The 26,870-nt window shown below is 66.4% G+C and carries 18 protein-coding genes; 7 read left to right on the forward strand and 11 right to left on the reverse strand.

Annotated elements, in window-relative coordinates; all coding sequences use genetic code 11:
* Positions 1-10: 10 nt before the first annotated feature.
* The gene (locus E4487_RS23475; RefSeq protein WP_047586334.1) at positions 11-2,365 is read left to right on the forward strand and encodes an RND family transporter; all 2,355 of its coding nucleotides are present in this window, start codon (positions 11-13) and stop codon (positions 2,363-2,365) included.
* Positions 2,366-2,746: 381 nt separating this feature from the next.
* Here E4487_RS23475 and E4487_RS23480 read toward each other — a convergent pair whose 3' ends face one another.
* From E4487_RS23480 to E4487_RS23520, 9 genes are all read right to left on the reverse strand, one after another.
* Positions 2,747-4,387, reverse strand: coding sequence for a protein BatD (locus E4487_RS23480; protein WP_134675454.1), 1,641 nt, complete (start codon positions 4,385-4,387; stop codon positions 2,747-2,749).
* The gene (locus E4487_RS23485; protein ID WP_037056228.1) at positions 4,384-6,132 is read right to left on the reverse strand and encodes a VWA domain-containing protein; all 1,749 of its coding nucleotides are present in this window, start codon (positions 6,130-6,132) and stop codon (positions 4,384-4,386) included. The genes E4487_RS23480 and E4487_RS23485 overlap by 4 nt, the downstream gene beginning before the upstream one ends.
* A complete protein-coding gene (locus E4487_RS23490) occupies positions 6,129-7,127 on the reverse strand; it encodes a VWA domain-containing protein (protein ID WP_175254508.1) in 999 nt (332 codons plus the stop codon). The genes E4487_RS23485 and E4487_RS23490 overlap by 4 nt, the downstream gene beginning before the upstream one ends.
* Positions 7,120-7,614, reverse strand: coding sequence for a DUF4381 domain-containing protein (locus E4487_RS23495; RefSeq protein ID WP_037056221.1), 495 nt, complete (start codon positions 7,612-7,614; stop codon positions 7,120-7,122). The genes E4487_RS23490 and E4487_RS23495 overlap by 8 nt, the downstream gene beginning before the upstream one ends.
* Complete coding sequence (locus tag E4487_RS23500; RefSeq protein WP_037056219.1) at positions 7,611-8,570, reverse strand: DUF58 domain-containing protein; 960 nt, start codon at positions 8,568-8,570, stop codon at positions 7,611-7,613. The genes E4487_RS23495 and E4487_RS23500 overlap by 4 nt, the downstream gene beginning before the upstream one ends.
* The gene (locus tag E4487_RS23505; RefSeq protein WP_037056217.1) at positions 8,571-9,530 is read right to left on the reverse strand and encodes a MoxR family ATPase; all 960 of its coding nucleotides are present in this window, start codon (positions 9,528-9,530) and stop codon (positions 8,571-8,573) included.
* 194 nt (positions 9,531-9,724) lie between these two features.
* Positions 9,725-10,654 carry a biotin-dependent carboxyltransferase family protein gene (locus E4487_RS23510; protein WP_175254509.1) on the reverse strand — a complete coding sequence of 310 codons (930 nt, stop codon included), beginning with the start codon at positions 10,652-10,654 and terminating at the stop codon, positions 9,725-9,727.
* Positions 10,651-11,364 (reverse strand): allophanate hydrolase subunit 1, encoded by a 714-nt coding sequence (locus E4487_RS23515; RefSeq protein ID WP_037056215.1) that lies wholly within the window; start codon positions 11,362-11,364, stop codon positions 10,651-10,653. Before E4487_RS23515 ends, E4487_RS23510 begins: the two co-directional genes overlap by 4 nt.
* The gene (locus E4487_RS23520; protein ID WP_175254510.1) at positions 11,361-12,113 is read right to left on the reverse strand and encodes a 5-oxoprolinase subunit PxpA; all 753 of its coding nucleotides are present in this window, start codon (positions 12,111-12,113) and stop codon (positions 11,361-11,363) included. Before E4487_RS23520 ends, E4487_RS23515 begins: the two co-directional genes overlap by 4 nt.
* A 364-nt stretch (positions 12,114-12,477) precedes the next feature.
* On the opposite strand from E4487_RS23520, the gene E4487_RS23525 reads away from it, so the two are divergent.
* Entirely contained in the window at positions 12,478-13,419 is a 942-nt protein-coding gene (locus E4487_RS23525) for a TRAP transporter substrate-binding protein (protein WP_257229487.1), read from the forward strand.
* Between the two features lie 43 nt (positions 13,420-13,462).
* Here E4487_RS23525 and E4487_RS23530 read toward each other — a convergent pair whose 3' ends face one another.
* Together E4487_RS23530 and E4487_RS23535 are read right to left on the reverse strand one after the other, a co-directional pair.
* A complete protein-coding gene (locus tag E4487_RS23530; RefSeq protein ID WP_175254511.1) occupies positions 13,463-15,346 on the reverse strand; it encodes a methyl-accepting chemotaxis protein in 1,884 nt (627 codons plus the stop codon).
* Between the two features lie 139 nt (positions 15,347-15,485).
* A complete protein-coding gene (locus E4487_RS23535) occupies positions 15,486-16,709 on the reverse strand; it encodes an OprD family porin (protein ID WP_047591668.1) in 1,224 nt (407 codons plus the stop codon).
* 271 nt (positions 16,710-16,980) lie between these two features.
* Here E4487_RS23535 and E4487_RS23540 point away from each other — a divergent pair, with 271 nt between their 5' ends.
* The 5 genes from E4487_RS23540 (at position 16,981) to E4487_RS23560 (ending at position 26,335) form a co-directional block, all read left to right on the forward strand.
* Positions 16,981-17,925, forward strand: coding sequence for a LysR family transcriptional regulator (locus E4487_RS23540; RefSeq protein WP_047591671.1), 945 nt, complete (start codon positions 16,981-16,983; stop codon positions 17,923-17,925).
* Positions 17,926-18,230: 305 nt separating this feature from the next.
* Positions 18,231-19,208 carry a TRAP transporter substrate-binding protein gene (locus tag E4487_RS23545; RefSeq protein WP_134675464.1) on the forward strand — a complete coding sequence of 326 codons (978 nt, stop codon included), beginning with the start codon at positions 18,231-18,233 and terminating at the stop codon, positions 19,206-19,208.
* A gap of 69 nt (positions 19,209-19,277) precedes the next feature.
* Positions 19,278-19,784, forward strand: coding sequence for a TRAP transporter small permease (locus E4487_RS23550; protein ID WP_037056200.1), 507 nt, complete (start codon positions 19,278-19,280; stop codon positions 19,782-19,784).
* 57 nt (positions 19,785-19,841) lie between these two features.
* Positions 19,842-21,146, forward strand: coding sequence for a TRAP transporter large permease (locus E4487_RS23555; RefSeq protein ID WP_037056197.1), 1,305 nt, complete (start codon positions 19,842-19,844; stop codon positions 21,144-21,146).
* A 347-nt stretch (positions 21,147-21,493) separates the two neighbouring features.
* Positions 21,494-26,335: an NAD-glutamate dehydrogenase gene (locus E4487_RS23560; protein ID WP_134675465.1), complete on the forward strand. Its 4,842-nt coding sequence runs from the start codon at positions 21,494-21,496 to the stop codon at positions 26,333-26,335.
* Positions 26,336-26,870: the final 535 nt, after the last annotated feature.

The following is a 26,870-nucleotide window of genomic DNA, read 5'->3' on the forward strand; positions in this document are numbered from 1 at the left end:
GAGCCTTTGCATGACCAAGCATCAACAAAAGCCTGCTTCTTATCTCGAGCGGCTGATCTTCAACAATCGCCCGGCGGTGATCCTGATCTGCCTGCTGATCAGCATCTTCCTGTTCTACCAGGCTGCCCAGGTGCGCCCGCAGACCAGCTTCGAGAAGATGATTCCGCTGGGCCATCCGTACATCCAGAAGATGCTCGAACACCGTAACGACCTGGCCAACCTGGGCAACACGGTGCGCATCTCGGTGGAAGCCACCGAAGGCGACATCTTCAGCAAGGAGTACATGGAGACGCTGCGGCAGATCCATGACGAGGCCTTCTACATCCCCGGCGTCGACCGTTCCGGCCTCAAGTCGCTGTGGAGCCCCAGCGTGCGCTGGACCGAAGTGACCGAGGAAGGCTTCGCCGGTGGCGAGGTGATTCCGCAGACCTACGACGGTTCCGCCGACAGCCTCGAGGAGCTGCGCAGCAACATCCTCAAGTCGGGGCAGATCGGTCGTCTGGTGGCGAACAACTTCAAGTCCAGCATCGTCGACATTCCTCTGCTCGAGTCCTATCCGGACCCGGCCGACCAGAGCAAGCTGATCAAGCTGGACTACCAGAAGTTCTCCCACGAGCTGGAAGAGAAGATTCGCGACAAGTACCAGGCGCAGAACCCCAATGTGCAGGTGCACATCATCGGTTTCGCCAAGAAGGTCGGTGACCTGATCGATGGCCTGGTCGGCGTGGCGCTGTTCTTCGCCGTCGCCATCGGCATCACCTTCGTTCTGCTGCTGTGGTTCACCCACTGCTTCAAGAGCACGCTGGCGGTGGTCATCACCACCCTGGTGGCGGTGATCTGGCAGCTTGGCCTGCTGCACACGCTGGGCTTCGGTCTGGACCCTTACTCGATGCTGGTGCCGTTCCTGGTGTTCGCCATCGGTATCTCGCACGGGGTGCAGAAGATCAACGGCATTGCCATGGCCTCCGGCGAAGCGACCGATGCGCTGTCCGCAGCGCGCATGGCGTTCCGTCAGCTGTTCATCCCCGGACTGGTCGCGCTGCTCTCCGATGCCGTCGGCTTCGTGACCCTGCTGCTGATCGATATCGGCGTGATCCGCGAGCTGGCCATCGGTGCGTCCATGGGCGTGGCGGTGATCATCCTGACCAACCTGATCCTGCTGCCGGTGGTGATCTCCTACATCGGCATCGGCAACCGTGCCGTGAAGAAGAGCCGCGAGGAAGCCGCCAAGGACCATCCGCTGTGGCGCGCCATCTCCAACTTCGCGCACCCGATGGTGGCGCCGATTTCCGTGGTGATTGCCGTGGTGGCCCTGGCCGGTGGCGTCTGGTACGGGCAGAACCTGAAGATCGGTGACCTCGATCAGGGCGCGCCGGAGCTGCATCCGGATTCGCGCTACAACCTGGACAACGACTTCGTCATCCGCAACTACTCGACCAGCTCCGACGTGCTGGTGGTGATGATCAAGACCGCGACCGAGCGTTGCTCCACGTACGAAGCGCTGTCCGCCATGGACGAGCTGATGTGGAAGATGGAGAACACCCAGGGCGTGCAGTCGGCCATCTCCATGGTCACCGTGTCCAAGCAGGTGATCAAGGGCATGAACGAGGGCAACCTGAAATGGGAAACCCTGTCGCGTAACCAGGATGTGCTGAACAACTCCATCGCTCGTGCCGAAGGCCTGTACAACGCCGACTGTTCGGTGGCGCCGGTACTGGTGTTCCTCGAGGACCACAAGGCCGAGACGCTGTCGCGTGCCGTGGCTGCCGCCGAAGCGTTCGCTGCAGAGCACAGCACCGATGACCTGCAGGTCGTGCTGGCCGCCGGTAACGCCGGTATCGAGGCCGCCACCAACGAGGTGATCGCGGCATCCGAGACCACCATGCTGATCGCGGTCTACGCGGCCGTGAGCATCATGTGCCTGCTGACCTTCCGCTCCCTGGCGGCGACGCTGTGCGTGATCCTGCCGCTGGTACTGACCTCGGTGCTGGGCAACGCGCTGATGGCCTTCATGGGCATCGGCGTGAAGGTCGCGACCCTGCCGGTGATCGCGCTGGGTGTCGGCATCGGTGTGGATTACGGTATCTACATCTACAGCCGCCTTGAGACCTACCTGCGTCAGGGCATGACGCTGCAGGAGGCCTACTACGAGACGCTCAAGTCGACGGGCAAGGCGGTGCTGTTCACCGGCGTCTGCCTGGCCATCGGCGTGGCCACCTGGATCTTCTCGGCGATCAAGTTCCAGGCCGACATGGGCCTGATGCTGACCTTCATGTTCCTCTGGAACATGATCGGTGCGATCTGGCTGCTGCCGGCGCTGGCGCGTTTCCTGATCAACCCGGAGAAGCTGCGCGGCAAGGCCTGATGCCTGTAGCGCAGGACGAGAACCGCGGCCTCTGGGCCGCGGTTTTTTTATGCGTGTTGCATGAGGGGCGATATGGGCGCGGGTAGGGGGCTTGGCTGGTGCCTGGGATCGCCCGCAAGCGGGCTCCTACGGAGTGGGTGGGCGGCAATGCGCGGCTGTCCTGGGGGGCTGTGCTCGGTTCCTGGGGCGTTGGCAGGTTGCGAATTGCCTTGCACGGTTCATCGCCTTGCCACTGCTGGCCGGTCTCGCTGTGCGGCGTGCCGTCGGGTACATCGGTCAGCGGCACGTAATGCGCCGCCAAGCGGGTCAGGGTTTCCGCCCGCTGCTACGCGTGGGATCGCCCGCAAGCGGGCTCCTACGGAGTGTGTGCGGCTGCGTTTGCTAGCGCGGATACAGCGGCGGCAACGCGCTGCTGTCCTGCGGGGCGGCGCTCGGTTCCTGCGCTGCCGGCAGGTTGCGAATCGCCTTCCACAGCTCATCGCCTTGCCACTGCTGGCCGGTCTCGCTGTACAGCGCGCCGTTGAGGCCATCGAGCGCGTCCGACAGCGGCACGTAACGCGCCGCCATGTCGGCCAGGGTTTCCGGTTGCTGTCGCGCCCAGGCATCGAGCGCGTAACGGGTGGCCTGGGCATCGCCCGCCTGGCAGGCGCGCTTGAGGTCGTCGAGCAGCGTGCGCGGGCTGGGGCCCGCCTGTGCGGCCCGCTGGATGGCCGGTTGGCGTCGGGCGCGCCACCACAGGGCGAAGCCGAGCAGGGTGCTCAAGCCGAGCAGCGCGCAGGCCAGTTGCCAGGGCCACAGCTCGGGCACCTCCTGTGGCTGTGCGACGGGCAGGTTCGCCGTGGGGCTGTCCTCGCCCTGCAGCTGAGGGTTCTCGGCCACCTGCAGGGTGCGTGCGGGCAGCGTCGTCCGCTCCAGGCTGTCGCTCTGCGTGTTCCACCACACCACTTCCAGCGCCGGTAGGGCGATGTCGCCGCTGCGGCTCGGCACCAGGGCCTCGCGTTCCTCGCGCGTGCCGACTACGCCGCTCTCGCTCTTCTGGTCGCTCAGTTGCGGCTGGTCCGGGTAGCGGCGCAGGCCTTCGACCTGGGTAGCCGGCAGCGGCGGCAGCTGGGCGCTGGACAGGCCATCGACCTTGAGGATCAGGCGGCGGGTCAGCGAGTCGCCGACCTGGCTCTGTTCCGGCTGCGGGTTCCAGGTTTCCGCCAGGCCCAGCGCCCGTGCCGGCAGCCAGGGTGCATCGGCGGGGTAGTCCGCCGGCTTGGCCTTGACCCGCAGGGGGATGTCCGGCGACTTGACCCGCGAGACCTTGCCCGCACGCGGGCCGAAGGGCAGGAAGTCATCGTTGCGCGAGCGGTCGACCAGGGTGGCGCTGAAGGTCTGCCCCGGAATCACCAGCTCGCCGCTGCGCTGCGGGTAGATGGCGTACTGCAGTTCGATCACGCCGTGGCGCACGCCGCCGATGCGCTTCTCGTAGGTGCGCGGCTCGCCCAGCTGTTCCACGCGCGCGTCCTGCATCTGCAGCGGCGTCAGGGTGCTGTCGTCGTACATGGACACCGAATGGTAGATGCGCAGCGTCAGCACGGCCTGTGCCTGCACGTAGACGCTGTCCTGGTCGAGGCTGGCATCGATGTACACCGGGGCCAGCTTGGCGCTGCCGCTGGCGTCGCTGACCGCATCGACGGTGAGGGTGATGGGCAGAGTCTCGGCGTCTTCCAGGCGGATGGGCGGAATCACCACCTCGCCGCTGCGCCGGGGTTGCAGGGTGAGGATCCAGCGGGTGCTGGCGCGGGGCGTGTCGCCGATGCTGCTCAGGCGATTGACCTGGCGGCTGCCGAGGACTTCGAAGTTCTCGTCCAGCGGGCTGAAATCGGGCCGTCCGAAACGGGTCGGGTCGGTCGATTCGAGGGTCAGCACGACGGTTTCCCCCTCGCTCAGGCGCGTGCGGTCGACGCTGGCGAAGAAGGCATCGGCGCAGGCCTGGCCGCTTACCAGTAGAAGAAGCAGGAAGAGGAAGCGCTTCATCGGCTTGAGTCCTGACGCTGTTGCTGTTCATACCAGAATTTGCGCCGCAGCAGTTCGGCCGGGTCGTCCGGGATCTGCCGCAACCATTGTTCCAGGGCCTGGCGACGCTCTGCGGCGTCGCCCAGATCGCCCTCGGTGACCGCGCCCTGGCCCGGCTCGCTCGGCTCCGCCGGAGCGCCCGTATCCGGCTGCGTGCCACCTGCGCCTGTATCCTGGGCATCGCCGTCGCTGCCACTGTCATCGCGGCTGCCGGATTGGCCGGGCTGCGCAGGCTGGCCGTCGGCGGGCTGAGCGCTTGCGTCCTCGTGCGGTTCGCCGGTGTCGCCCGAGGCGTCGTCCTGTTGCTGCGCAGACGCATCGCCGCCGTTCTGCTGCTGATCCTGGCGCTGGCGCAGCGCCTCTTCCACCAGCGCCTTGTTCTGCTGCGCTGCGGTCAGTTCCGGCTGGCGCTCCAGGGCCTGTTCATAGGCATCCAGCGCCGCTTCCAGTTCGCCGGACTTGGCCAGCGCGTTGCCGCGATTGTAGTGATCGGCGGCCGTGTCGCCCTGGGCGAAGCGCTCGGCGGCACCGGCGTAGTCCTCGGCCTGGTACAGCGCGTTGCCTTGCCACTGCGGGTCGACGAAACGCTCCGCGGCCTCGGCCGGGCGCTGCGCCTGCAGCAGGCGCTGGCCTTGCTGGTCAGGGCGCAGCCACAGGTCGTCCAGTTCGAAGGCCTGGCTGCTCTGCGGCGGCAGCATCAACAGCAGCGGCAGGCAGAACAGCCAGCCGCGACGCCCCGCGCAGGCCGCGAGCAACAGCAATGGCAGCAGCAGCCAGTAGCCCTGGTCGACATGGCTGTCGAGCTGCGTGGGCTCCTGTGCCGCCCGCAGTGCCTGGGGGGCGTCGAACAGGCCGAGGCGCCTGAGGTCGTCGTCATCCACCCGTATCTGGGCGTAGCGGCCGCCATTGCTCTCCGCCGTTTCGCGCAGGCTGCGTGCATCCAGGCGGGGCACCAGGATGGCGCCGCGCTGATCCTTGAGGAAGCTGCCGTCTTCCTGCACCACCGGTGCACCTTCGCGGCTGCCGACGCCAAGGATCAGCAGCGGCACCGCACGTTTTTCCAGGGCCTGGCGAATGCCGCTGCGCTCCTGCTCATCCAGTGCGCTGCCAATCAGCAGGATGCGACCCTGGCCGAGCTGCGCCTGATCGAGCATCTGCAGGGCGCGCACCACCGCCAGGTCGGCACGGCGGCCGGGTTCGGGCATCAGCGACGGCTTGAGCGCCTCGAGCAGGTTGCGGCTGGTGGCCAGGTCATCGGACAGAGGCACCAGGCTGTGTGCGCTACCGGCGTAGACGATGATCGCCGTCTGCGCATCGCGCCGTGCCTCGAGCAGGTCGAGCAGCTTGCGCCGTGCCTGCTCCAGGCGATTGGGGTGGCCATCGCTGGCGAGCATCTGCGGGGTCAGCTCGAGCACCACCAGCAGCGGATCGGCCGGTTTCTGGTTGCTCTGCTCGACCCGCTGCCAGCTGGGCCCCAGCAGTGCGCCGATGGCCAGCAGCCAGGCCAGGCCCAGGGCCACCCAGGGCAGGCGGCTGGAGCGGCCATCACCGCCCTTGAGCAGCACCTGATGAAAGGCGGCGGGAAGCAGCAGCTGCCAGCGGCCGCTGGCCCGTTCACGGTGCCACAGGCGCCACAGCAGCCAGGCCAGCAGGGGCAGCGGCAGCAGCCACAGCGGGCGCAGCCATTCCGGCCACAGCGCCATCATGCGCGCCTCCGCAGCTGGTCGGGCCACAGCACCTGGCCGACCAGCAGCAGCGAGCCCAGCAGCGCCAGCGCCAGTGGCCAGGCGTACAGCGCCAGGGCAGGGCGGGCGAGAGTCGGTTGCTGGGCTACGGGCTCCAGGCGGTCGAGGCTGAGCTCGATCTGCTCCAGCTCGGCCTGGCTGCGTGCGCGGAAGTATTCGCCACCGGTGGCATCGACGATCGCGCGCAGGGTCGGTTCGTCCAGTTCGAGGCCACTGTTGAAGCCCAGTGCGCCAGCCAGGCCGTCTTGCTGAGGGTCGGCGCCGATGCCGATGGCATAGATGCGCACGCCTTCATCGGCGGCCAGTTGCGCGGCCACCAGCGGCTCGATGCTGCCGCCGTTGTTGGCTCCGTCGGTGATCAGCACCAGTACGCGGCTCTGCGCCGGACGCTGGCGCAGGCGCTTGACCGCCAGGCCGATGGCGTCGCCGATGGCGGTGTTCTTGCCGGCGATGCCGATCAGCGATTCTTCCAGCCAGGTGCGCACGGTGGTGCGGTCGAAGGTCAGCGGTGCCTGCAGGTAGGCCTGGCTGCCAAAGAGGATCAGGCCGACGCGGTCACCACGGCGGCCATCGATGAAGTCACCGAGCAGGCGCTTGACCAGCTCCAGGCGGCTGATCGGCTCGTCGTCCCATTGCATGTCGGCGTAATCCATCGAGCCGGACACATCCACCGCCAGCAGCAGGTCGCGGCCGCTGGCCGGCAACGGCAAGGGCTCGCCGACCCACTGCGGGCGCGCCGCCGCGCACAGCAGCAGGCACCAGAACAGCACCAGCGGGGCCTGCTGGCGCCAGCTGGGCAGGGCGGCGCGGGCGCGGCGGCCGCTCAGGGCCTGCAGTTCGTCGAGGAAGCTGACGCGCAGCGCCGCATCGCCGCTGTCGGCGGCTGGCAACAGCAGGCGCAGCAGCCAGGGCAGCGGCGCCAGGAGGAAGACCCACGGCCAGGCGAACTCAAACATGCTTGCGAATCCACACGGCAATGGCCTGGTCGAGCTCGGCGATGGCCTTGTCGCTCAGCGTGCACTGCGGCTTGTAGCTGCCTTCGACCAGAATCATCCAGCGCGTCAGGCCGGCGGCCGGGCAGCGGTTGTCGAGGAACGCCAGCCAGGCGCGACTGCTCAGCACGTGGCTGCCGCTGTCCGGATAGCGTTCGCGGCACAGCCGTTTGAGCAGGGCGTTGAGCTGTTGCAGCCAGGGGCCGGCCGGCGCTGCGTCGTAGGGTTTGCTCAGCCGCGCCAGTTCGTCCAGCGCGGCCTGGCGCAGCGGGTCCAGGTCGTTTTCGAGCCGCGCCCTGGGCGGACGCTGGCGCCAGCGCCGAAGCAGCTGCCAGAGCCCCCAGCCGAGCAGCGGCAGCAGGGCCGCCAGCAGCCACCAGCCCGGTGCGGGCGGCCACCAGGGCACGGGCGCCGGTTCGATCAGCGGCTGCAACTGGTCGATGGGGTTCATAGGGTTTTTCTCGGGTGCAGCGCGCCGAGCTGCTCCTGCAGCTGTTCGATCAGCTCGAACTGCGTGCTGAGCGGCAGCAGCGGTACGCCGAGCTTCTGCGCCAGGCGCTGCCAGCGTGCTTCACGCGCCTGGGCCTGGGCACGATAGGCCTGGCGCAGGTCGCCGTTGTGGCTGTCGACTTCCAGCTGCATGCCGCCCTGGGTGAAGCGCAGCAGGCCGGCGGCCGGCAGGGCATGATCCAGCGGGTCCGACATCGGCAGCAGGAGCAGGTCGGTATGCCGGGCGAGCAGGCTGAGTTGCTGCTCGGCGTTATCGCTCAGGGCGCGCTCGTCGCACAGCACGATCACCAGGCTGCCGGGACGCAGCACTTCGCGGGCACGGCGCAGGGCCAGGCCGAAGTTGTCACGGGCGAGGTTGGCCTGGCTCTCGGGGCCCAGCGCCTGGTTGGCGCGGGCCAGCAGGTTGAGCAATTGCAGCAGACTCTGCTTGCTGCGCCTTGGCTTGACCTCATGGTGCTCGTCGTCGGCGAAGACCAGGCCGCCGATGCGGTCATTGTGACCGAGCGCGGCCCAGCCGATCAGCGCGGCCGCACGGGCGGCGAGCACCGACTTGAAGCACTGCCCGGAGCCGAAGAACAGGCGCTGGCTCTGTTCGGCGATGATGAAGATCGGCCGCTCGCGTTCTTCGTGGAACAGCTTGGTATGCGGTTCCTGGGTGCGCGCGGTGACGCGCCAGTCGATGGTGCGCACGTCGTCGCCGGGCTGGTAGACGCGCACCTGGTCGAAGTCCACGCCGCGTCCGCGCAGCCGCGAATGGTGCAGGCCGGTGAGCGGGCTGCGCCGTGCGGGGGTGGAGAACAGCGGCACCTCATGCGCCTTGTGGCGCATCTCGATCAGTTCGCCGAGATCGACCTGGATGCCCGCCTGCAGCTTGTGGCTTGCAGCTTGCGGCTGCATCTATGCCACCGCCACCACGTCGAGGATGCGCTGGATCACGCGGTCCTGGTCGACGCCCGAGGCTTCGGCCTCGAACGACAGGATGATGCGGTGGCGCAGCACGTCGAACAGCACTGCCTGGATGTCTTCCGGGCTGACGAAATCACGCCCGGCCAGCCAGGCGTGGGCGCGTGCGCAGCGGTCGAGGGCGATGGAGCCGCGCGGGCTGGCGCCGTAGGCGATCCAGTCGGCCAGCTCGGCGTCGAACTTGGCCGGGGTGCGGCTGGCCATGACCAGTTGCACCAGGTATTCCTCCACGGCATCGGCCATGTACAGGCCGAGGATTTCCTTGCGTGCGGAGAATATCGCCTGCTGGCTGACCCGGTGCTCCGGCTTGGCCTCGCCGTTGAGGGCATCGCCGCGTGCCTGGGCGAGGATCTTGCGCTCGACCGCCGCGTCGGGGAAACCGATCTTCACGTGCATCAGGAAGCGGTCGAGCTGCGCTTCGGGCAACGGATAGGTGCCCTCCTGCTCGATCGGGTTCTGCGTGGCCATGACCAGGAACAGCGGCGACAGGTCGTAGGTGCTGCGTCCCACCGACACCTGGCGCTCGGCCATCGCCTCGAGCAGCGCCGACTGCACCTTGGCCGGTGCCCGGTTGATCTCGTCGGCCAGCACCAGGTTGTGGAAGATCGGCCCCTGCTGGAACACGAAGCTGCCGGTCTCCGGACGATAGATCTCGGTGCCGGTGATATCGGCCGGGAGCAGGTCAGGGGTGAACTGGATGCGGTGGAACTCGCCTTCGATGCCTTCGGCCAGTTCCTTGATCGCCTTGGTCTTGGCCAGGCCCGGTGCGCCCTCGACCAGCAGGTGGCCGTCGGCGAGCAGGGCGATCAGCAGGCGCTCGATGAGCTTCTCCTGGCCGAGGATCTGGGTGGAGAGAAATTGGCGTAACGCGACCAGCGCTTCACGGTGTTCCATCGTCGGGCTCTTCTGGCGGATGGGCAAGGCGCACTGCGACCTCGCGTGCAGACCGCTGACTTTAATGCATTTGCGCCTCCAGCCGCTATGCATGGCGCGGGTGATGCACCGCCTGGTGAAAGAAATGAGCGACGCATCGCCAGGCGCCAGGGCAGTCCATCACAGCGCGTGCTGGATTGCCCGGGCGCAGCCGCTCATTGCCACTGCGCGAGCAGTCGACGCTGGCTGCGCTGTGCGCTGTCCTGGGTGGTCGGTTGCAGCCACAGGCTCTGCCCCGGCAGGCACTGCGCCAGGCGCGCCACCGCCTGGGGTGTCAGCGCGCCCAGGCGTGGATAGCCGCCGATGGTCTGGCGGTCATTGAGCAGGATGATAGGCTGGCCGTCCGGGGGTACCTGCACGGCGCCCAGCGGAATGCCTTCGGAGATCATCGAGCCGCGCTGGCATTGCAGTTGCGGACCGTTGAGGCGAATGCCCATGCGATCGGCACGCTGGTCGATCAGCCACTCGCTGTTGAAGGCGTCGAACAGGCTCTGGCCACGGAAGTCACCGATCTGCGCGCCGAGTACCACCTGCAGGCGGGGGGCATCCTCGTAGACGGGGATGCACGCCGCGGGCATCTGCCGGGCGGCGACTGCCTCCGCGTCCCAGGTGAGCGCATCACCCACGGCCAGCGGGCGGCCGTCGCCGTGCAGGCCGCCGAGCCCCTCGCGGCGCATGCTCGCGCAGCTGCCCAGTACCAGGGGCGCCTTGAACCCGCCGGGCGCGGCCAGGTAGGCCCGTGCGCCCTGGCGCGGCGTGGCGAAGCTCAGGCGCTGCCCCTGGCGCACGCTGAAACTGCGCCAGGGCAGCAAGGCCTGGTCATCGAGACGCGCGCCGAGATCCGCGCCGGTCAGCGCCAGGGTCGCATCGCGGGTGCATTCGAACTCGAGGTTGCCGAGGGTGATCTCCACCACGGCTGCCGTGAGCGGGTTGCCCAGCAGCCAGTTGGCCCAGCGGTGGGCGATCCAGTCCAGTGCGCCGCTCTGGGTCACGCCTAGGTGGCGTACGCCGAAGCGCCCAGCATCCTGCAACTGAATGAAAGGGCTGCTGCGCAGCACGCGCAGGCCATTGCCGATCGCGCTCATTGGCTGGCCTCCAGCGGACTGTCGTCACCGCCCAGGCGAATGAATTCGGCGCGTTCGACAGCGACGAAGCGCACGCGGTCACCGGGTTGCAGCAGGCTGTAGCCCTCGATGTCGCTGCCGAACAGGCGGGTCGGGGTACGCCCGATCAGGTTCCAGCCGCCGGGGGAGACCACCGGATAGGCGGCGGTCTGGCGCTCGGCGATGCCGACGCTGCCGGCGGCGATGCGCTGGCGGGGCGTGCTCAGGCGCGGTGCGGCGAGGATTTCCTCGACCAGCCCCATGAAGGCGAAGCCCGGTGCGAAACCCAGGGCGAAGACCTGGTAGGCATGGCCGCTGTGACGGGCGATCACCTCGGCTTCGCTGAGACCGCTGCGGCGTGCCAGCAGCTGCAGTTCCGGGCCGACGCTGCGGTCGTACCAGGTCGGCAGCTGGTGCTCACGGCCGTTCTGCACGTCGGCAGGCTGCAGGCCATCGAGTGCCTCGGCGACCTTGGCGCGCGCCTGGGCGCTGTCGAGCTGGCACAGGTCATAGTGCAGCAGCAGCGTGGTATAGGAGGGCACCAGGTCCAGCAGGGCGTCGCCGAAGGCGGCCTGCAGGCGCGTGCGTGCCGCCAGCATCCAGGGCATGTTGGCTTCGTCGATGTGATCGAACAGGCGCAGGATCAGGCTGTCGATGCCGGCGACTTCCAGTCGCACACTGGGCGCCTTCATGCCTGGGCCAGATGGTCGAAGGCCTGGCGGATACGCTTGACCGCCGCGACCGAGCTGGCGTTGTCGCCATGCACGCACAGGGTCTGCGCGACCAGGGGCAGGGCACTGCCATCGCTGGCCTGCAGCGCCTCGCCACGTGCCAGGGTCACGGCCTGGGCGACTATCACTTCGCTGTCGTGATGCACTGCGCCGGGCAGGCTGCGGCTCACCAGGTAGCCGGCGGCGTCGTAGGCGCGATCGGCGAAGGCTTCGAACCACAGGGTCAGGCCGAACTCGTCGCCCAGTGCCTGGGCGGCAGCATTGTCGCGGGTGCACATCAGCATCAGCGGCAGCTGGCGATCGTACTTGGCCACGGCGCTCATCACCGCGCGCAGGGTGGCGGGCTTGCGCATCATGTCCTGGTACAGCGCGCCATGCGGTTTGACGTAGCTGACACGGGTGCCCTGGCTGCGGCAGAGGCCTTCCAGCGCGCCGATCTGATAGAGCATCAGGTCTTCGACTTCCTGGGGCGAGCAGTCCATCGAGCGGCGGCCGAAGCCGACCAGGTCCTGGTAGGCGGTATGTGCGCCGATGCGTACGTCGTGGGCCACGGCGAGGGCCACGGTCTTGCGCATCACGCTGGGGTCGGAGGCGTGGAAGCCGCAGGCGATGTTGGCGCAGTCGATATAGGGCATGACCTCGGCGTCCAGGCCCATGGTCCAGGCGCCGAAGCTTTCGCCGATGTCGCAGTTCAGAAGCAGGCTGTTCAAGGGAGCATCCTAATCATGGCTTGTCGATTCCAGCAGCGTTGAGCTGTCCTGGCTGATGGCTGCATTTTTTCCGTTGCCACGGAACAGCGTCCAACTAATAAAAACATCCGCCGGAGATAGGAAAAGCTGATGGTGGCGGGCATCGGATTTTTCGATCGCGAGGCGCTGGTTTTTCCCGTTGGACAGTGCGCGTCGCCTGGGTCGACAGTGCGTCGGGTGAACGCTCCCTGGCGCCGTTCTGGCGCATCCCCGGTGCCCCGCACCGGGGCCTCTTGCGTTTCCTTCGACCCGACACGAACGGGGGACCCCGATGAAAACCGCTCCCTGCATGTCCGCGCTCTGCGCGTTGCTCGTCGTTCTACCCATGAAAGTATCCGCGCAAGGCGCCGCGTCCTGGTCGATGTCGGTGGAGCAACCGGCTGGCAATTTCATCAGCCGCGTGGCCGTCGATTTTGCCAGGAATGTGCGCCAGACCACCAAGGGGCAGCTGAACATTCGCGTGCATCCCGGTTCTGCCCTGTACAGCCGGCCGCAGGTGAAGGGCGCCGTGAGCCGCGGCGACATTCAGCTCGGCGATGTGTTCATGTCCGCGCTGGGGGCCGAGGACCCGCTCTACGAACTGGACAGCCTGCCGTTTCTCGCCACCAATTACGAGCAGGCGCGCCGGCTCTGGGCCGTCAGCCGCGGGGCGGTCGAGCAGCGCCTGCTGGCCGACGGCGTGCGCCTGCTGTATGCGGTGCCGTGGCCGGCGCAGAGCCTGTTCAGCACGCGCCCGCTGCGCCAGCCGGGCGATATCCGCGACCTGAGCTTTCGCAGCTACAACCCGACCATCTCGCGCCTGGCGCAGCTGCTCGAGGCCCGGCCCACGACCATCGACACCGAGGACGTGCCGCAGGCGTTCCGCGACGGCCAGGTCGACATCATGCTCACCTCCAGCGCCACGGGGGTGGACCTGCGCGCCTGGGACTTCACCTCGCACTTCTATGATGTGCGCGCCTTCATCCCGAAGAACATCGTGATCGTCAACGAGCGTGCCTTTCAGCGCTTGCCCGAGGCGCAGCGTCAGGCCCTGCTGCATGCGGCCGAGCGCGCCGAGCGGGCAGGCTGGGAGCTGTCCTGGGCACTGACCGAGTACCAGACGCGGATGCTCGCGCGACATGGCATGGAGGTGGTTCGCGACATCGATCCGGCCCTGCAGCAGGGGCTGGTCGAGGTGGGGCAGCGGCTGACCGAGGAGTGGCTGGCGCGTGCCGGTGACACGCGGGCAGGGATCATCCACCAATACCGGCAAGAGCAGGCGCGCTGAACCACGGCGGCGGGCGTCAGCCTCGAGCTGGCGCCCGCCGTGTTCATGCCAGGCGAAACTGGCTGGCACTGCGACCCAGGGCGTCGACCTGGGATGACAGCCCCTCGGTATGACCGCCCAGCGTATGGCGCAGCTCTTTGCTTTGCCCGGTATGCACGTGGATGGTCTCCATCTTGTCGGCGATGTCCTCGGTGGTGGTGGACACCTCCTCGATGGCGACCACCACCTGGTTCATCTCGCCGGTCAGGCGCTCCATCGCCGAGGTGATCGAGGTGATCGCGTCGGCGACCTGCGCCGCATGGCGTTCGCTGTCGGCTGCCAGGTTCAGGCCGTTGCTCATCAACTGATGCATGTGCCGGGTCTGGTGCTGGAACTCACCGACGATGGCGCTGATGTCGGTGGTGGCGGCCACGGTCTTCTGCGCCAGCGAGCGCACTTCATCGGCTACCACCGAGAAGCCGCGCCCGGCGTCACCGGCCCGCGCCGCCTCGATGGCCGCGTTGAGCGCGAGCAGGTTGGTCTGGTCGGCCAGGCTGTTGATCACATCGACGATGCCGTTGACCCGGGCGCTGCTCTGGCCGAGGGCGTCCACCTGGTTGTGCGTGTCCTGAATCAGCTGCGCCAGGCGGCTCATGCTGTTCACGCTGGCGGCGATCACTTCGCCGCCGTTGCGCGCCGCGTCGTAGGCACTGGTGGTGGCGCTGCCGACTTCCGCAGTGCGCTGCGCCATGTCGTTGAGGGTGGCGCTGATCTGGTGCGAGGCGGAGGCGGCCTGCTCGGTCTGCATCTCCACCTGGCTGCTGTTGTCACCCAGCTGGCGCATGGCGTCGCCGAGGTGATTGTGCAAGCGGCTCAGCTCGCCGTTGGCACGCACCACCTCGGCCACGATGCCACCGATGCCCTGGATCATGCGATTGGCCGCGTCTGCCAGCTGATTGAATTCGTCGCGGCGGTTGCTTCCCACCGGCAGCTTGCCGCTGAGGTCGCCGGACGCCACCTGGCTGAGCAGCTGGATGACGTTGCGCAGGCGGCTGACCAAGGTGCGTGAGGCTTGCAGCAGGGTGAAGCAGAGCAGGGCGGCGACGGCCAGGAAACTCAGGCCCATCAGCCACAGCGCGGAGATGCGCGATTGCTCCGCCTCCTGCGCACGCCGCAGCAGCAGGCCGTCCTGCAGAGCGCGAGCCTGTTGTGCCATGCGCGCCTGCAAGTCTTCGCCCAACTGGCCCAGGCGCTGGTTGGTGGCGTTGATGCGCTCGATACTGGCATGGGCTTCGCCGAAGGCATCGGCGTAGGCCTGCACGTTCTTGCCGATCGGGGTCTGCTGCCACTCCAGGTCGGCGATCTGCTCCTGCAGCTTGCCGATCGCCGTCAGCGCGATCTGGGCGAAGGCCGGATCGAAGGTCGACAGGTAGTCGCGCTGGCTGCTCAGTGCGCTGGTGATGAACGGCTTGATCAGGTCGAAGCTGATGGCTTCCAGGGCCTTGCCCTTTTCACTCAGGACCTTGCGCTGGCCGTCGAAGGGCGACAGCCCCAGCGCCTGGTTGAAGCTCAGCCACTGGCGTTGTTGTTCCAGTTCCTCCTCGAGGATGGCCTGGATCCGCTGTGCGTGTTGCAGGGTATCGTCGTCTCGCAAGGCTTGCGCCTTGGTCAACAGTTGTCCGATGAGTTCGTGCAGTTCATCGAGACCGCTGCCGAATGCCGCCAGCTGCTCGGGCGTGAGCTGCTGGCGCTGGGCGTTCTGCCGCCACCAGCGGTTCATCAGTTCGGTGCTGGCGCTGGCGTAGCTCGCCGCCTGCTCCCTGGCTTGCAGGGCGCTGCTCAGGCGGTGGCTGGCCCACAGCGAGGCGGCCGCCATCAACGCCAGACTGATCAGGGTGAGCGCAATGAGGGCGCGGAATTTTTGTTGCCAGGACAGGTGCAAAGTCACGATAACGCCTCGCCATCTTCTTCAGGATGATTCTCGGGAATCGGCAAGTTGTCATACGACTGCGGTGAAAGTCTATGGCTATCTTGCCGCCCGGGAAATGAAAAACGGGGCCCCGAAGGCCCCGTCCGCGCAACGCCGCTTACCAGAGCGGCAGGGTGTAGCTGAGGATCAGGCGGTTCTCGTCGAGATCGTTGCCGAAGTTGGAACGAACGGTGGCGTTGCGCCATTTCAGGCCCAGGTTCTTCAGCGGGCCGGTCTGCACCACGTAGGCGATGTCCATGTCGCGCTCCCACTCCTTGCCCTCGCCGCTGCGTCCGGCGACCTCGACGTTGTCGCCGGAGATGTAGCGGGTCATGAAGGTCAGGCCGGGGATGCCGAGGCTGGCGAAGTTGTAGTCGTAGCGCAGTTGCCAGGAACGTTCCTGGGTATTGGCGAAGTCGTTGATCTGCACGAAGTTGACCAGGAAGGGGTCGCTGTTGGCGATGTACGGGAAGGGGTCGTCACCGCTCATGCGCTGGTAGCCGGCACCGAAGGCATGGCCACCCAGGCTGTAGGTGAACATGGCGCCGAAGGCCTTGTTGTCGAGGTCGCGGAAGTTGCCGTCCTCGCGGCTCTGCGAATAGCGCAGGTCGCTCTTCAGCGACTGCCCTTCGCCCAGCGGCAGCACGTGCACCAGGGTGCCGTAGTACTGCTGGTAGATGTCTTCCAGCGTGCCGTAGTGCAGGCCGGCGGTGAGCTGCGGCGTGAGCTTGTACTCACCACCGCCGAAGACGAAGGAATCGCTGCTGCCGCCGATGCGGTTGCCGCTCATCTCGGTGTAGTCGCTGGAGCTGTTGGCCTTGATCCGGTTGATCTTGCCGCCCTGCAGGGTCAGCTTGTCGATTTCCTGGACGTTGAGCAGCGCGCCCTGGAAGGTCTGCGGCAGCAGGCGCGAGTCATTGGCGGAGACGATCGGGCTGCGGAACTGCAGGGCGCCGACTTTCAGCGTGCTGTTGGAGATCCTGGCCTTGGCGGTCAGGGCGAGCTTCGAGTAATCGTCCTGCGATCCGCCGGAACGGTCGGCCGGCAGCAGGCCGGTGCCGGCGGTGCCGTCGCCGGAGTCGAGTTTCAGGCCGAGCATCCCCAATGCATCGATGCCGAAACCGACGGTGCCCTCGGTGTAGCCGGATTCCATGCGCAGCAGAAAACCTTGCGCCCATTCCTCAGCCTTGTCGCGAGCGCCGCTCTGACGGAAGTCGCGGTTGAAGTAGAAGTTGCGCATCTCGACGCTGGCCTTGCTGTCAGCGATGAAGTCGGCGTGCGCCAGGGTTGGCAGGCCGCTGCCGAGCAGCAGCGCGGATGCCAGTGGGTAATGGGGTTTCATGGTTGCAGTGTCTCCTGTTGGGAGCGCGCAGCGGCGAGAGCGGCTGCTTGGCAGAGCGCGTTTTGAATGATGTTGTTGTGGTCTGCGCGGAGCGCGCCGCCATTCTTCAAAGCGTTGTTCGGCTGCGTCCAACGAGAAAAAACAGGGGGCCGGCGATAGGAAAATTCATCCGCTGGGCGAAAAACCTCTGGCATGCAACCTGCTACGCCCAAGGCAGCATGGGTGCTGACGATCAGGCCCGGATGACGATATTGCGAAGAGGCGTTGTGGCATGAACCTGAGATTTCTCGAGACCTTCGTTTGGGTGGCGCGGCTGAAGAGTTTCCGCCTGACTGCCGAGAAGCTGTTCAGCACCCAGGCGTCGATTTCCAGCCGCATCGCCGCGCTCGAGGATGAACTCGGTACGCGTCTTTTCCTGCGTGATTCCAAGGGTGTGTCACTGACGCCCGAAGGGCAGAAGGTGCTCGAATACGCCGAGCGGATGATCGACACCATGCAGGCGCTGAAGCAGTCGATCAGCGATACCGGCAATATCCAGGGGCGCATCCGCATCGGGGCGATGGATACCGTCATTCACACCTGGTTGAGTCCGTTCGTAACACGGGTGATGGAGCGCTACCCCGCAGTGGAGATCGAACTGACCGCCGACACCGCGCGCAACCTCAACGAGCAACTGCTCAAGGGTTATCTGGACATCGTGTTCCAGACCGACATGGTCAATGGCGACAGTGTGCGCAATCTGCAGCTGGCGGTGTTCCCGGTGCGCTGGATCGTGCCCACCGGCTCGCTGTACCACCGCCGCTATGCCTCCACGGATGAGCTGGCGCGCGAGCGCATCATCACCTTTTCGAAGAACTCGCGGCCGCACCAGGACATTCTCAACCTGCTGCACGCCGGCAGCGTCAGTGCGCCGCGCATCAACTGCGTCAACTCCATCGCGGCGATGACCCGGCTGATTCGCGATGGCTTCGGGGTCGGCGCCTTGCCGCCGGCGCTGGTGCACGATGAACTCAAGCAGGGGGTGCTGAGCATTCTCGACGACGTTCCCGAGCCGCCGGCCTTGCCGGTGGTGGCCACCTGGCGCACCGGGGTCGGGCTGGAACTCAGCGAAGACATCATCGCTCTGGCCTGCGAGGCACTCGACGTCTATGCCGAGGAAATGGGCGAAGCCTGCATGGCGCGCGTCGCCCCGGCGCCGGAACAGCAGAGCGCCTGAGCCCTTTCGCTGGTCGACGGCCCCTCGAGAAGCCCCCTCGGCAGGCTCGCTCAGCGCACGTGAATCCCGCTCGCCTGCCTGTCATGCCTCGGCGCAGGCGGCCTTGCCCAGGTTTTCCACGAGCTGTCAGCGGTTGCCCGCTGCTGGTGCATTTGCCACAGCGATGCCCCGTTTCATCCCATAACGAATTCCGATCATGCGCCCCCGGTTTTTCTAGTTGGACAGGGTAGGGCGATGCGCTGAGACTCGAAATCGTCTTCCAGCCGCGCGTGCGGCGCACAAAGAACAATTAACAGGAGAGCACCATGAAAAGCATCGCATCGCGTTTCGCTATTACCGCTTTGGCTTGCGCACTGGGCGTCGGCGCCCAGGCTGCCGAGCGCTGGAACATGAGCGTCGAGCAGCCCGACGGCAACTTCATCACGACCGTGGCCAAGTCGTTCGCCGAGGACGTGGAGCAAGCCAGCCAGGGTGAGCTGCAGATTCGTGTGCACGCCAACTCGGTGCTGTTCAAGCGCCCCGAGGTCAAGCGTGCGGTGCAGACCGGGCAGATCCAGGCTGGCGACGTGCTGATGTCGGTACTGGGTAACGAAGACCCGATCTTCGAAGTCGACAGCGTGCCGTTCCTGGTGCGCAACTACGAGCAGGCCCAGGCGCTGTGGGCCGCCAGCCGGCCGGCCGTCGAGGAGCGCCTGGCCAAGCAGGGCATCAAGCTGCTGTACGCCATGCCGTGGTCGCCGCAGAGCATCTTCACCAAGACCCCGGTCGCCAGCATGGACGACTTCAAGGGCATGAAATTCCGTGCCTACAACCCGGCCACCTCGCGCATGACCGAGCTGATGGGGGCGGTGCCGACCGTGATCCAGACCGGCGAGATTCCACAGGCCTTCAGCACCGGCATGATCAACGGCATGCTCACTTCGCCGACCACGGGCGTGGACTCCCAGGCCTGGGACTTCTCTTCCTACTACTATGACGTCAAGGCCTTCATCCCGAAGAACTTCGTCATCGTCAACGCACGTGCCTTCGCGCGCCTGCCGGAAGCGACCCAGGCCGCGGTACTCGATGCCGCCAAGCGTGCCGAGGCGCGTGGTTGGGCGATCGCCCAGGAGAAGACCGGCGAGCTGGTCAAGACCCTGGCCGACAACGGTATGCAGGTGTCCGAGCAGGCACCGGCTGCGGTCGAGAAGGGCTTCGAGCAGATCGGCCAGACCATGACCGACGAGTGGCTCAAGCGCTCCGGGGCCGACGGCCAGGCTATCCTCGACGCCTACCAGCGTTGATGTCAGTGCCCATCGCTGCGTCGCAGCGATGGGCTTTTTCTTCAAGCTTGCCCAGGGAGCCCGCTGTTCATGACCCCACTGCACAAGCTCTACACCCTGTCCGGATGGCTGTCCGGCGTCTTTCTCGTCTCGATCTGCGTGCTGGTGGTGGCACAGATCGTGGCCCGCCAGCTGGGCACCATGGTGCCGGCGGCGGATGAGTTCGCCGCTTACGCGATGGCAGCGTCCGGTTTTCTCGCCTTGCCCTATGCCCTGCAGCGTGGCGCACACATTCGCGTGGAACTGATGCTGCGCCTGCTGCCGCCTGGTGGCCGTCGTGCGGCCGATGTGCTGGCCACCCTGATCGGTCTCGGCATCGCCGCCTACCTGGCCTGGTACTGCACCCTGTTCGTGCTGGAGTCCTACGAGTTCAAGGAAGTGTCCTCGGGCCTGTTGCCGATCCCGATGTGGCTGCCTCAGCTGCCGATGCTGCTCGGCACCCTGATCCTGGTCGTGGCCATGGCCGAGCGCCTGGTGCTGACCTGCCTGGGCAGGCGTTTCGAGTCTGCCGAGGCCGATACGGCGATGAGCGAGTGAACCGCATGGCTCGATCCTTAATTGCGGCCATCGCCGCACTGATTCGTGAGTGAACCCGTGGACTACACAACCATCACCATTACGCTGCTGCTGGCACTGTTCGTGCTGCTCGGCGGCGGCGTCTGGGTCGCCCTGTCGCTGCTCGGCGTCGGCATCATCGGCATGGAGCTGTTCGGCGGCGCGCCGGCCGGCTCGATCCTGGCCTCCACCAGCTGGGCGTCCAGCGCCAGCTGGACCCTGACGGCCTTGCCGCTGTTCATCTGGATGGGCGAGATCCTCTACCGCACGCGCCTTTCCGAAGACATGTTCAACGGCCTGGCACCCTGGATGCGCGGCATGCCGGGGCGCCTGCTGCACGTCAATGTATTCGGCTGCGGCATGTTCGCGGCGGTCAGCGGCTCGTCCGCCGCCACCGCCGCCACCATCGGCCGCATTTCCCTGCCCGAGCTGAAGTCGCGCGGTTATCCCGAGTCCATCGCCATGGGCTCGCTGGCCGGCGCCGGCACGCTCGGCCTGCTGATTCCGCCGTCGATCATGATGATCGTCTACGGGGTGGCGGCGCAGGTGTCGATCTCGCGCCTGTTCATCGCCGGCATTCTGCCCGGCCTGCTGCTGCTCGCCATCTTCAGCGGTTACCTGATGCTCTGGTCGGCCTGCAATCGCAGCCAGCTGCCGGAGGAGGGCGAGCGCCTGCCGTTCATGGAAAAACTGCGCCGGGCCAAGTTGCTGATCCCGGTGCTGGGGCTGATCGTCGCGGTGATCGGTTCGATCTATGGCGGCATCGCCACGGCGACCGAGGCCGCGGCGGTGGGGGTGGTCGGCGCGCTGCTGATCGCGCTGTGTTCCGGGGCGCTGACCCGGGAGACCTTCATGGCCAGCCTGATGGGCGCCGTCTCCACCTCGTGCATGATCTTCTTCATCCTGCTCGGCGCGGCCTACCTGACGTCGGCGATGAGTTTCACCGGCCTGCCGGCGGCGCTGGCCGACTGGATCATCGCCAAGCAGCTGTCGCCGTACCTGCTGCTGCTGGCGCTGACGCTGTTCTTCATCGCCCTGGGCTGCTTCCTCGATGGCATCTCGATCATCCTGCTGACCACGGCGGTGATCCTGCCGGCGGTGCAGGCGGCGGGCATCGACCTGCTGTGGTTCGGCATCTTCGTCATCCTGGTGGTGGAGATGGCGCAGATCACCCCGCCGGTGGGCTTCAACCTGTTCGTCATCCAGAACCTCACCGGGCGCAACCTCGGGGCGGTCGCGCGGGCCAGCTTTCCGTTCTTCATGCTGCTGGTGCTGGCGGCGGTGCTGATCACCACCTTCCCGCAGATCGTCCTGGCGCTGCCCGAGGCCATGCGCGGCGCCTGACCCTTCTCCATGGCTCGTTCGCCCTGCGCTGGCGGGCCATGGTTTTTCTCTTTTGCACCGTCTCGGTGCAGCCTTGAAAGAAAATGTCGCAGCACCGCAAGCGGTTGCAGGGCTTCCCTCGTTAAGCTCGGCGGTCATACGTGACCAGTCGGTCGTCTCCCTTCGCGCCGGTCCGATGCGACTCGCAGGTGTCATTGTCGCTTCATGGACTAACGTTGAACTAGCAGACCATTGCAAACGTAGACGCGGCAGCAATGGCAACGCAGGTGGTTGTTCAACCGCCTGGCAACACCCAGCGGCAGCGATCCAGATGTCCTGTCGAACCACCAGCCCAACGGAGCAAAAACATGGCGTTCTTTACGGCGGCCAGCAAAGCCGACTTCCAGCACCAACTGCAAGCGGCCCTGGCGCAGCACGTGAGTGAGCAGGCGCTGCCACAAGTAGCCCTTTTCGCCGATCAGTTCTTCGGCATCATCGCCCTCGAGGAGCTGACCCAGCGGCGTCTTTCCGACCTGGTCGGCTGCACCCTGTCGGCCTGGCGCATGCTGGAGCAGTTCGATCACGCCAAGCCGCAGGTGCGGGCGTTCAACCCCGACTACGAGAAGCACGGCTGGCAGTCCACCCATACGGCGGTGGAAATTCTCCATGGCGACATCCCGTTCCTGGTGGATTCGGTGCGCATGGAGCTGAACCGCCACGGCTACAGCATCCATACCCTGCAGAACAGCGTGTTCAGCGTGCGCCGCGACAAGAACGGCCAGCTGCTGGAGATCCTGCCGCGTGGCACCCAGGGCGAGGGCGTGCTGCAGGAAGCGCTGATGTTCCTGGAAATCGACCGCTGCGCCAGCTCCGCCGAACTGAAGACGCTGGAGAAGGCCATCCACGAGGTCTTCGGCGACGTGCGCATGAGCGTTGCCGACTTCCAGCCGATGAAGGCCAAGGCACGCGAGCTGCTGGCCTGGCTGGACCGCGCCAAGCTCAAGGTGGACAAGACCGAGCTGGAGGAGATCAAGGTCTTCCTCGGCTGGCTGCTGGATGACCATTTCACCTTCCTCGGCTACGAGGAATTCACCGTGGCGCCCTCCGCTGAAGGCGGCACCATGGTCTACGACGAGAAATCCCTGCTCGGCCTGTCCAAGCGCCTGCGCTCCGGGCTCAAGGCCGACGAGCTGCACATCGAGCCGGAGGCGGTCGCCTACCTGCGTGAAGCGCAGCTGCTGTCCTTCGCCAAGGCGGCCGTGCCGAGCCGCGTGCACCGCCCGGCCTACCCGGACTTCGTCTCCATCCGCGAACTCGATGCCAAGGGCAACGTGGTCAAGGAATGCCGCTTCATGGGCCTCTACACCTCGGCGGTGTATGCCGAGAGCGTGTGGAACATCCCCTACATCCGCCGCAAGGTGGATGTGATCAAGCAGCGCTCCGGTTTCGACAGCAGCGCCCACCTGGGCAAGGAGCTGGCCCAGGTGCTGGAAGTGCTGCCGCGTGACGACCTGTTCCAGACCCCGGTCGACGATCTGTTCAGCACCGCCATGGCCATCGTGCAGATCCAAGAGCGCAACAAGATTCGCGTGTTCCTGCGCCGCGACCCCTATGGCCGCTTCTGCTACTGCCTGGCCTACGTGCCGCGTGACGTGTACTCCACCGAAACCCGGGTGAAGATCCAGCAGGTGTTGATGGAGCGCCTGCAGGCCACCGATTGCGAGTTCTGGACCTTCTTCTCCGAGTCGGTGCTCGCCCGCGTGCAGTTCATTCTGCGGGTCGACCCGAAGAGCAAGACGCAGATCGATCCCGTGCGCCTGGAGAAGGAAGTCATCCAGGCCTGCCGTTCGTGGAAGGATGACTACGCCGGCCTGATGGTGGAGAGCTTCGGCGAGGCGCAGGGCACCAACGTGCTGGCGGAATTCCCCGGCGGCTTCCCGGCGGGCTATCGCGAGCGTTTCGCCCCGCACTCGGCGGTGGTGGACATGCAGCACCTGCTCAGCCTGAGCAGCGAAAAGCAGCTGGTGATGAGCTTCTACCAACCGCTGGCGCAGAATGAGCAGCAGCTGCACTGCAAGCTGTACCACGCCGATGCGCCCCTGCCGCTGTCCGACGTCATGCCGATTCTGGAGAACCTCGGGCTGCGCGTGCTCGGCGAGTTCCCCTACAAGCTGCGCCGTGCCGATGGCCGCGAGTTCTGGATCCACGACTTCGCCTTCACCTATGCCGAAGGCCTGGATGTCGACATCCAGCAGCTCAATGACACCCTGCAGGATGCCTTCATCCACATCGTCGGTGGCGACGCCGAGAACGACGCCTTCAACCGCCTGGTGCTGACCGCGGCCATGCCCTGGCGCGACGTGGCGCTGCTGCGCGCATATGCGCGCTACCTCAAGCAGATTCGCCTGGGCTTCTCGCTGAGCTACATCGCCGCCACCCTGGTCAACCACGCCGACATCGCCAAGGAGCTGGTGCGCCTGTTCCGTACGCGCTTCTACCTGGCGCGCAAGCTCACCGCCGAAGACCTCGACGACAAGCAGCAGAAACTGGAGCAGGCCATCCTCGCTGCGCTGGACAACGTTGCGGTGCTCAACGAGGACCGCATCCTGCGGCGCTACCTGGACCTGATCAAGGCCACCCTGCGCACCAACTTCTACCAGAACGGCGAGCATGGCCAGGGTAAGGCCTACTTCAGCTTCAAGCTCAGCCCGCGCCTGATCCCGGACATTCCGCGCCCGGTGCCGAAGTTCGAGATCTTCGTCTACAGCCCGCGTGTCGAGGGCGTGCACCTGCGCTTCGGCGACGTTGCGCGGGGCGGTCTGCGCTGGTCGGATCGTGAAGAAGACTTCCGTACCGAAGTGCTCGGCCTGGTCAAGGCGCAGCAGGTGAAGAACGCCGTAATCGTGCCGATGGGCGCCAAGGGCGGCTTCGTGCCGCGCCGGATGCCGGTCGGCGGCAGCCGCGACGAGGTGATGGCCGAGGGCATCGCCTGCTACCGCATCTTCATCAGCGGCCTGCTCGACATCACCGACAACCTCAAGGATGGCGAGGTGGTGCCGCCGGCCAACGTGGTGCGCCACGACGCCGACGACCCCTACCTGGTGGTGGCGGCGGACAAGGGCACCGCGACCTTCTCCGACATCGCCAACGGCATCGCCGCCGAGTACGGCTTCTGGCTCGGCGACGCCTTCGCCTCCGGCGGCTCGGCCGGTTACGACCACAAGGGCATGGGCATCACCGCCAAGGGCGGCTGGGTCAGCGTGCAGCGTCACTTCCGCGAGCGCGGCATCGACGTGCAGAAGGACAATGTCACGGTGATCGGCATCGGCGACATGGCGGGCGACGTGTTCGGCAACGGCCTGCTGCTGTCGGAAAGCCTGCAGCTGGTGGCGGCGTTCAACCACATGCACATCTTCATCGACCCCAACCCGGACGCCGCGCGCAGCTTCGTCGAGCGCAAGCGCCTGTTCGAGCTGCCGCGTTCGAGCTGGGCCGACTACGATGCCAAGCTGATCTCCGAGGGCGGCGGCATCTTCCTGCGCAGCGCCAAGAGCATCGCCATCAGCCCGCAGATGAAGGCGCGCTTCGACATCGCCGCCGATCGCCTGGCGCCGACCGAGCTGCTCAACGCACTGCTCAAGGCGCCGGTCGACCTGCTGTGGAACGGCGGTATCGGCACCTACGTCAAGTCCAGCAAGGAAAGCCACGCTGACGTCGGCGACAAGGCCAACGACGCCCTGCGCGTCGATGGTCGCGAGCTGCGCGCCAAGGTGGTGGGCGAGGGCGGTAACCTGGGCATGACCCAGCTCGGCCGTGTCGAGTTCGGCCTGCACGGCGGCGCCAGCAACACCGACTTCATCGACAACGCCGGTGGCGTGGACTGCTCCGACCACGAGGTCAACATCAAGATCCTGCTCGGCGAGATCGTCTCCGGCGGCGACATGACCGAGAAGCAGCGCAACAAGCTGCTGGCGCAGATGACCGACGACGTTTCCGAGCTGGTGCTCGGCAACAACTACAAGCAGACCCAGGCACTGTCGCTGGCCGAGCGCCGTGCGCGCGAGCGGGCGGGCGAGTACAAGCGCCTGATGAACGCGCTGGAAAGCGCCGGCAAGCTGGATCGCGCCCTGGAGTTCCTGCCGTCCGACGAAGAACTCAACGAGCGCGCCAACAACGGCCAGGGCCTGACCCGTCCGGAGCTGTCGGTGCTGATCTCCTACAGCAAGATCGACCTCAAGGAGTCCCTGCTCAAGTCCCAGGTGCCGGATGACGACTACCTGGCCCGCGAGATGGAAACCGCCTTCCCGGATATCCTCACCGAGAAGTTCGGCGACGCCATGCGCCGTCACCGCCTCAAGCGCGAGATCGTCAGCACGCAGATCGCCAACGACCTGGTCAACCACATGGGCATCACCTTCGTGCAGCGCCTGAAGGAGTCCACCGGCATGAGCGCGGCCAACGTCGCCGGCGCCTACGTCATCGTGCGTGACCTGTTCCGCCTGCCGTACTGGTGGCAGCAGATCGAGGCGCTGGACTACAAGGTGCCGGCCGACCTGCAGCTGCAGCTGATGGACGAGCTGATGCGCCTGGGCCGTCGTGCCACGCGCTGGTTCCTGCGCAGCCGTCGCAACGAACTGGACGCCGCCCGCGACGTGGCGCATTTCGCGCCGCGTATCGAGGCGCTGGTCGGTCGCCTGGACGAGCTGCTCGAAGGCCCGGCGCGCGAGCAGTGGCTGGCGCGCTACCAGAGCTTCGTCGAAGCTGGCACGCCGGAGGAATTGGCGCGCGTGGTCGCGGGCACCAGCCACCTGTACACCCTGCTGCCGATCATCGAAGCCGCAGACGTGACCGGCAAGGATGCCAGCGAAGTGGCGACTGCCTACTTCGCCGTGGGTGGCGCGCTGGAACTGTCCTGGTACCTGCAGCAGATCACCAACCTGCCGGTGGAGAACAACTGGCAGGCACTGGCCCGCGAAGCCTTCCGCGACGACCTCGACTGGCAGCAGCGGGCGGTCACCGTGTCGGTCCTGCAGATGGTCGACGGCCCGCAGGACATCGAGGCACGGGTGGCGCTGTGGCTCGACCAACATCAGCGCCTGGTCGATCGCTGGAAGGCCATGCTGGCCGACCTGCGCTCGGCGACCGGCACCGACTACGCCATGTACGCCGTGGCCAACCGCGAGCTGATGGACCTGGCGCAAAGCGCCTGAGCCATCCGCTGAAAAGAAAAGCCCCGCCTAGTGCGGGGCTTTTCTTTTCAGGCTGCGCGTGTAGCCCGGATGAAATCCGGGGCCGGGCTACGGGGCTGTACTACGGACTCCCCGGATTGCATCCGGGCTACGGTCGCAGCGTCCGCACGGTTTGCTCCCCTCTCCCATTTATGGGAGAGGGGCCGGGGGAGAGGGCCGAGCGCGCCGCACTTCGCCAAACCAGTACGCCACCGCATTGACCGTTTTCGTAGCCCGGATGAAATCCGGGGCCGGACTACGGGGCTGTACTACGGACTCCCCGGATTGCATCCGGGCTACGGATGCAGCGCCCGCACGGTTTGCTCCCCTCTCCCATTCATGGGAGAGGGGCCGGGGGAGAGGGCCGGGCACGCCGCACTTCGCCAAACCAGTACGCCACCGCCTTGACCACCTTCGTAGCCCGGATGAAATCCGGGGCCGGGCTACGGGGCTGTACTGCGGATTCCCCGGATTTCATCCGGGCTACGGATGGAGCGCCCGCACGGTTTGCTCCCCT

The sequence above is a fragment of the Pseudomonas sp. BMW13 genome (assembly GCF_013357275.1).
GTDB lineage: Bacteria > Pseudomonadota > Gammaproteobacteria > Pseudomonadales > Pseudomonadaceae > Aquipseudomonas > Aquipseudomonas khazarica.

Bases quoted from the DNA above. Each gene is read 5' to 3' on its own strand.
- E4487_RS23505 (WP_037056217.1), bottom strand. From the start codon at position 9,530: ATGGAACACCGTGAAGCGCTGGTCGCGTTACGCCAATTTCTCTCCACC.
- E4487_RS23485 (WP_037056228.1), bottom strand. From the start codon at position 6,132: ATGATGGCGCTGTGGCCGGAATGGCTGCGCCCGCTGTGGCTGCTGCCG.
- E4487_RS23475 (WP_047586334.1), top strand. From the start codon at position 11: ATGACCAAGCATCAACAAAAGCCTGCTTCTTATCTCGAGCGGCTGATC.
- E4487_RS23500 (WP_037056219.1), bottom strand. From the start codon at position 8,570: ATGCAGCCGCAAGCTGCAAGCCACAAGCTGCAGGCGGGCATCCAGGTC.
- E4487_RS23480 (WP_134675454.1), bottom strand. From the start codon at position 4,387: ATGAAGCGCTTCCTCTTCCTGCTTCTTCTACTGGTAAGCGGCCAGGCC.
- E4487_RS23545 (WP_134675464.1), top strand. From the start codon at position 18,231: ATGAAAAGCATCGCATCGCGTTTCGCTATTACCGCTTTGGCTTGCGCA.
- E4487_RS23550 (WP_037056200.1), top strand. From the start codon at position 19,278: ATGACCCCACTGCACAAGCTCTACACCCTGTCCGGATGGCTGTCCGGC.
- E4487_RS23525 (WP_257229487.1), top strand. From the start codon at position 12,478: ATGAAAGTATCCGCGCAAGGCGCCGCGTCCTGGTCGATGTCGGTGGAG.
- E4487_RS23535 (WP_047591668.1), bottom strand. From the start codon at position 16,709: ATGAAACCCCATTACCCACTGGCATCCGCGCTGCTGCTCGGCAGCGGC.
- E4487_RS23510 (WP_175254509.1), bottom strand. From the start codon at position 10,654: ATGAGCGCGATCGGCAATGGCCTGCGCGTGCTGCGCAGCAGCCCTTTC.
- E4487_RS23490 (WP_175254508.1), bottom strand. From the start codon at position 7,127: ATGTTTGAGTTCGCCTGGCCGTGGGTCTTCCTCCTGGCGCCGCTGCCC.
- E4487_RS23560 (WP_134675465.1), top strand. From the start codon at position 21,494: ATGGCGTTCTTTACGGCGGCCAGCAAAGCCGACTTCCAGCACCAACTG.
- E4487_RS23515 (WP_037056215.1), bottom strand. From the start codon at position 11,364: ATGAAGGCGCCCAGTGTGCGACTGGAAGTCGCCGGCATCGACAGCCTG.
- E4487_RS23495 (WP_037056221.1), bottom strand. From the start codon at position 7,614: ATGAACCCCATCGACCAGTTGCAGCCGCTGATCGAACCGGCGCCCGTG.
- E4487_RS23540 (WP_047591671.1), top strand. From the start codon at position 16,981: ATGAACCTGAGATTTCTCGAGACCTTCGTTTGGGTGGCGCGGCTGAAG.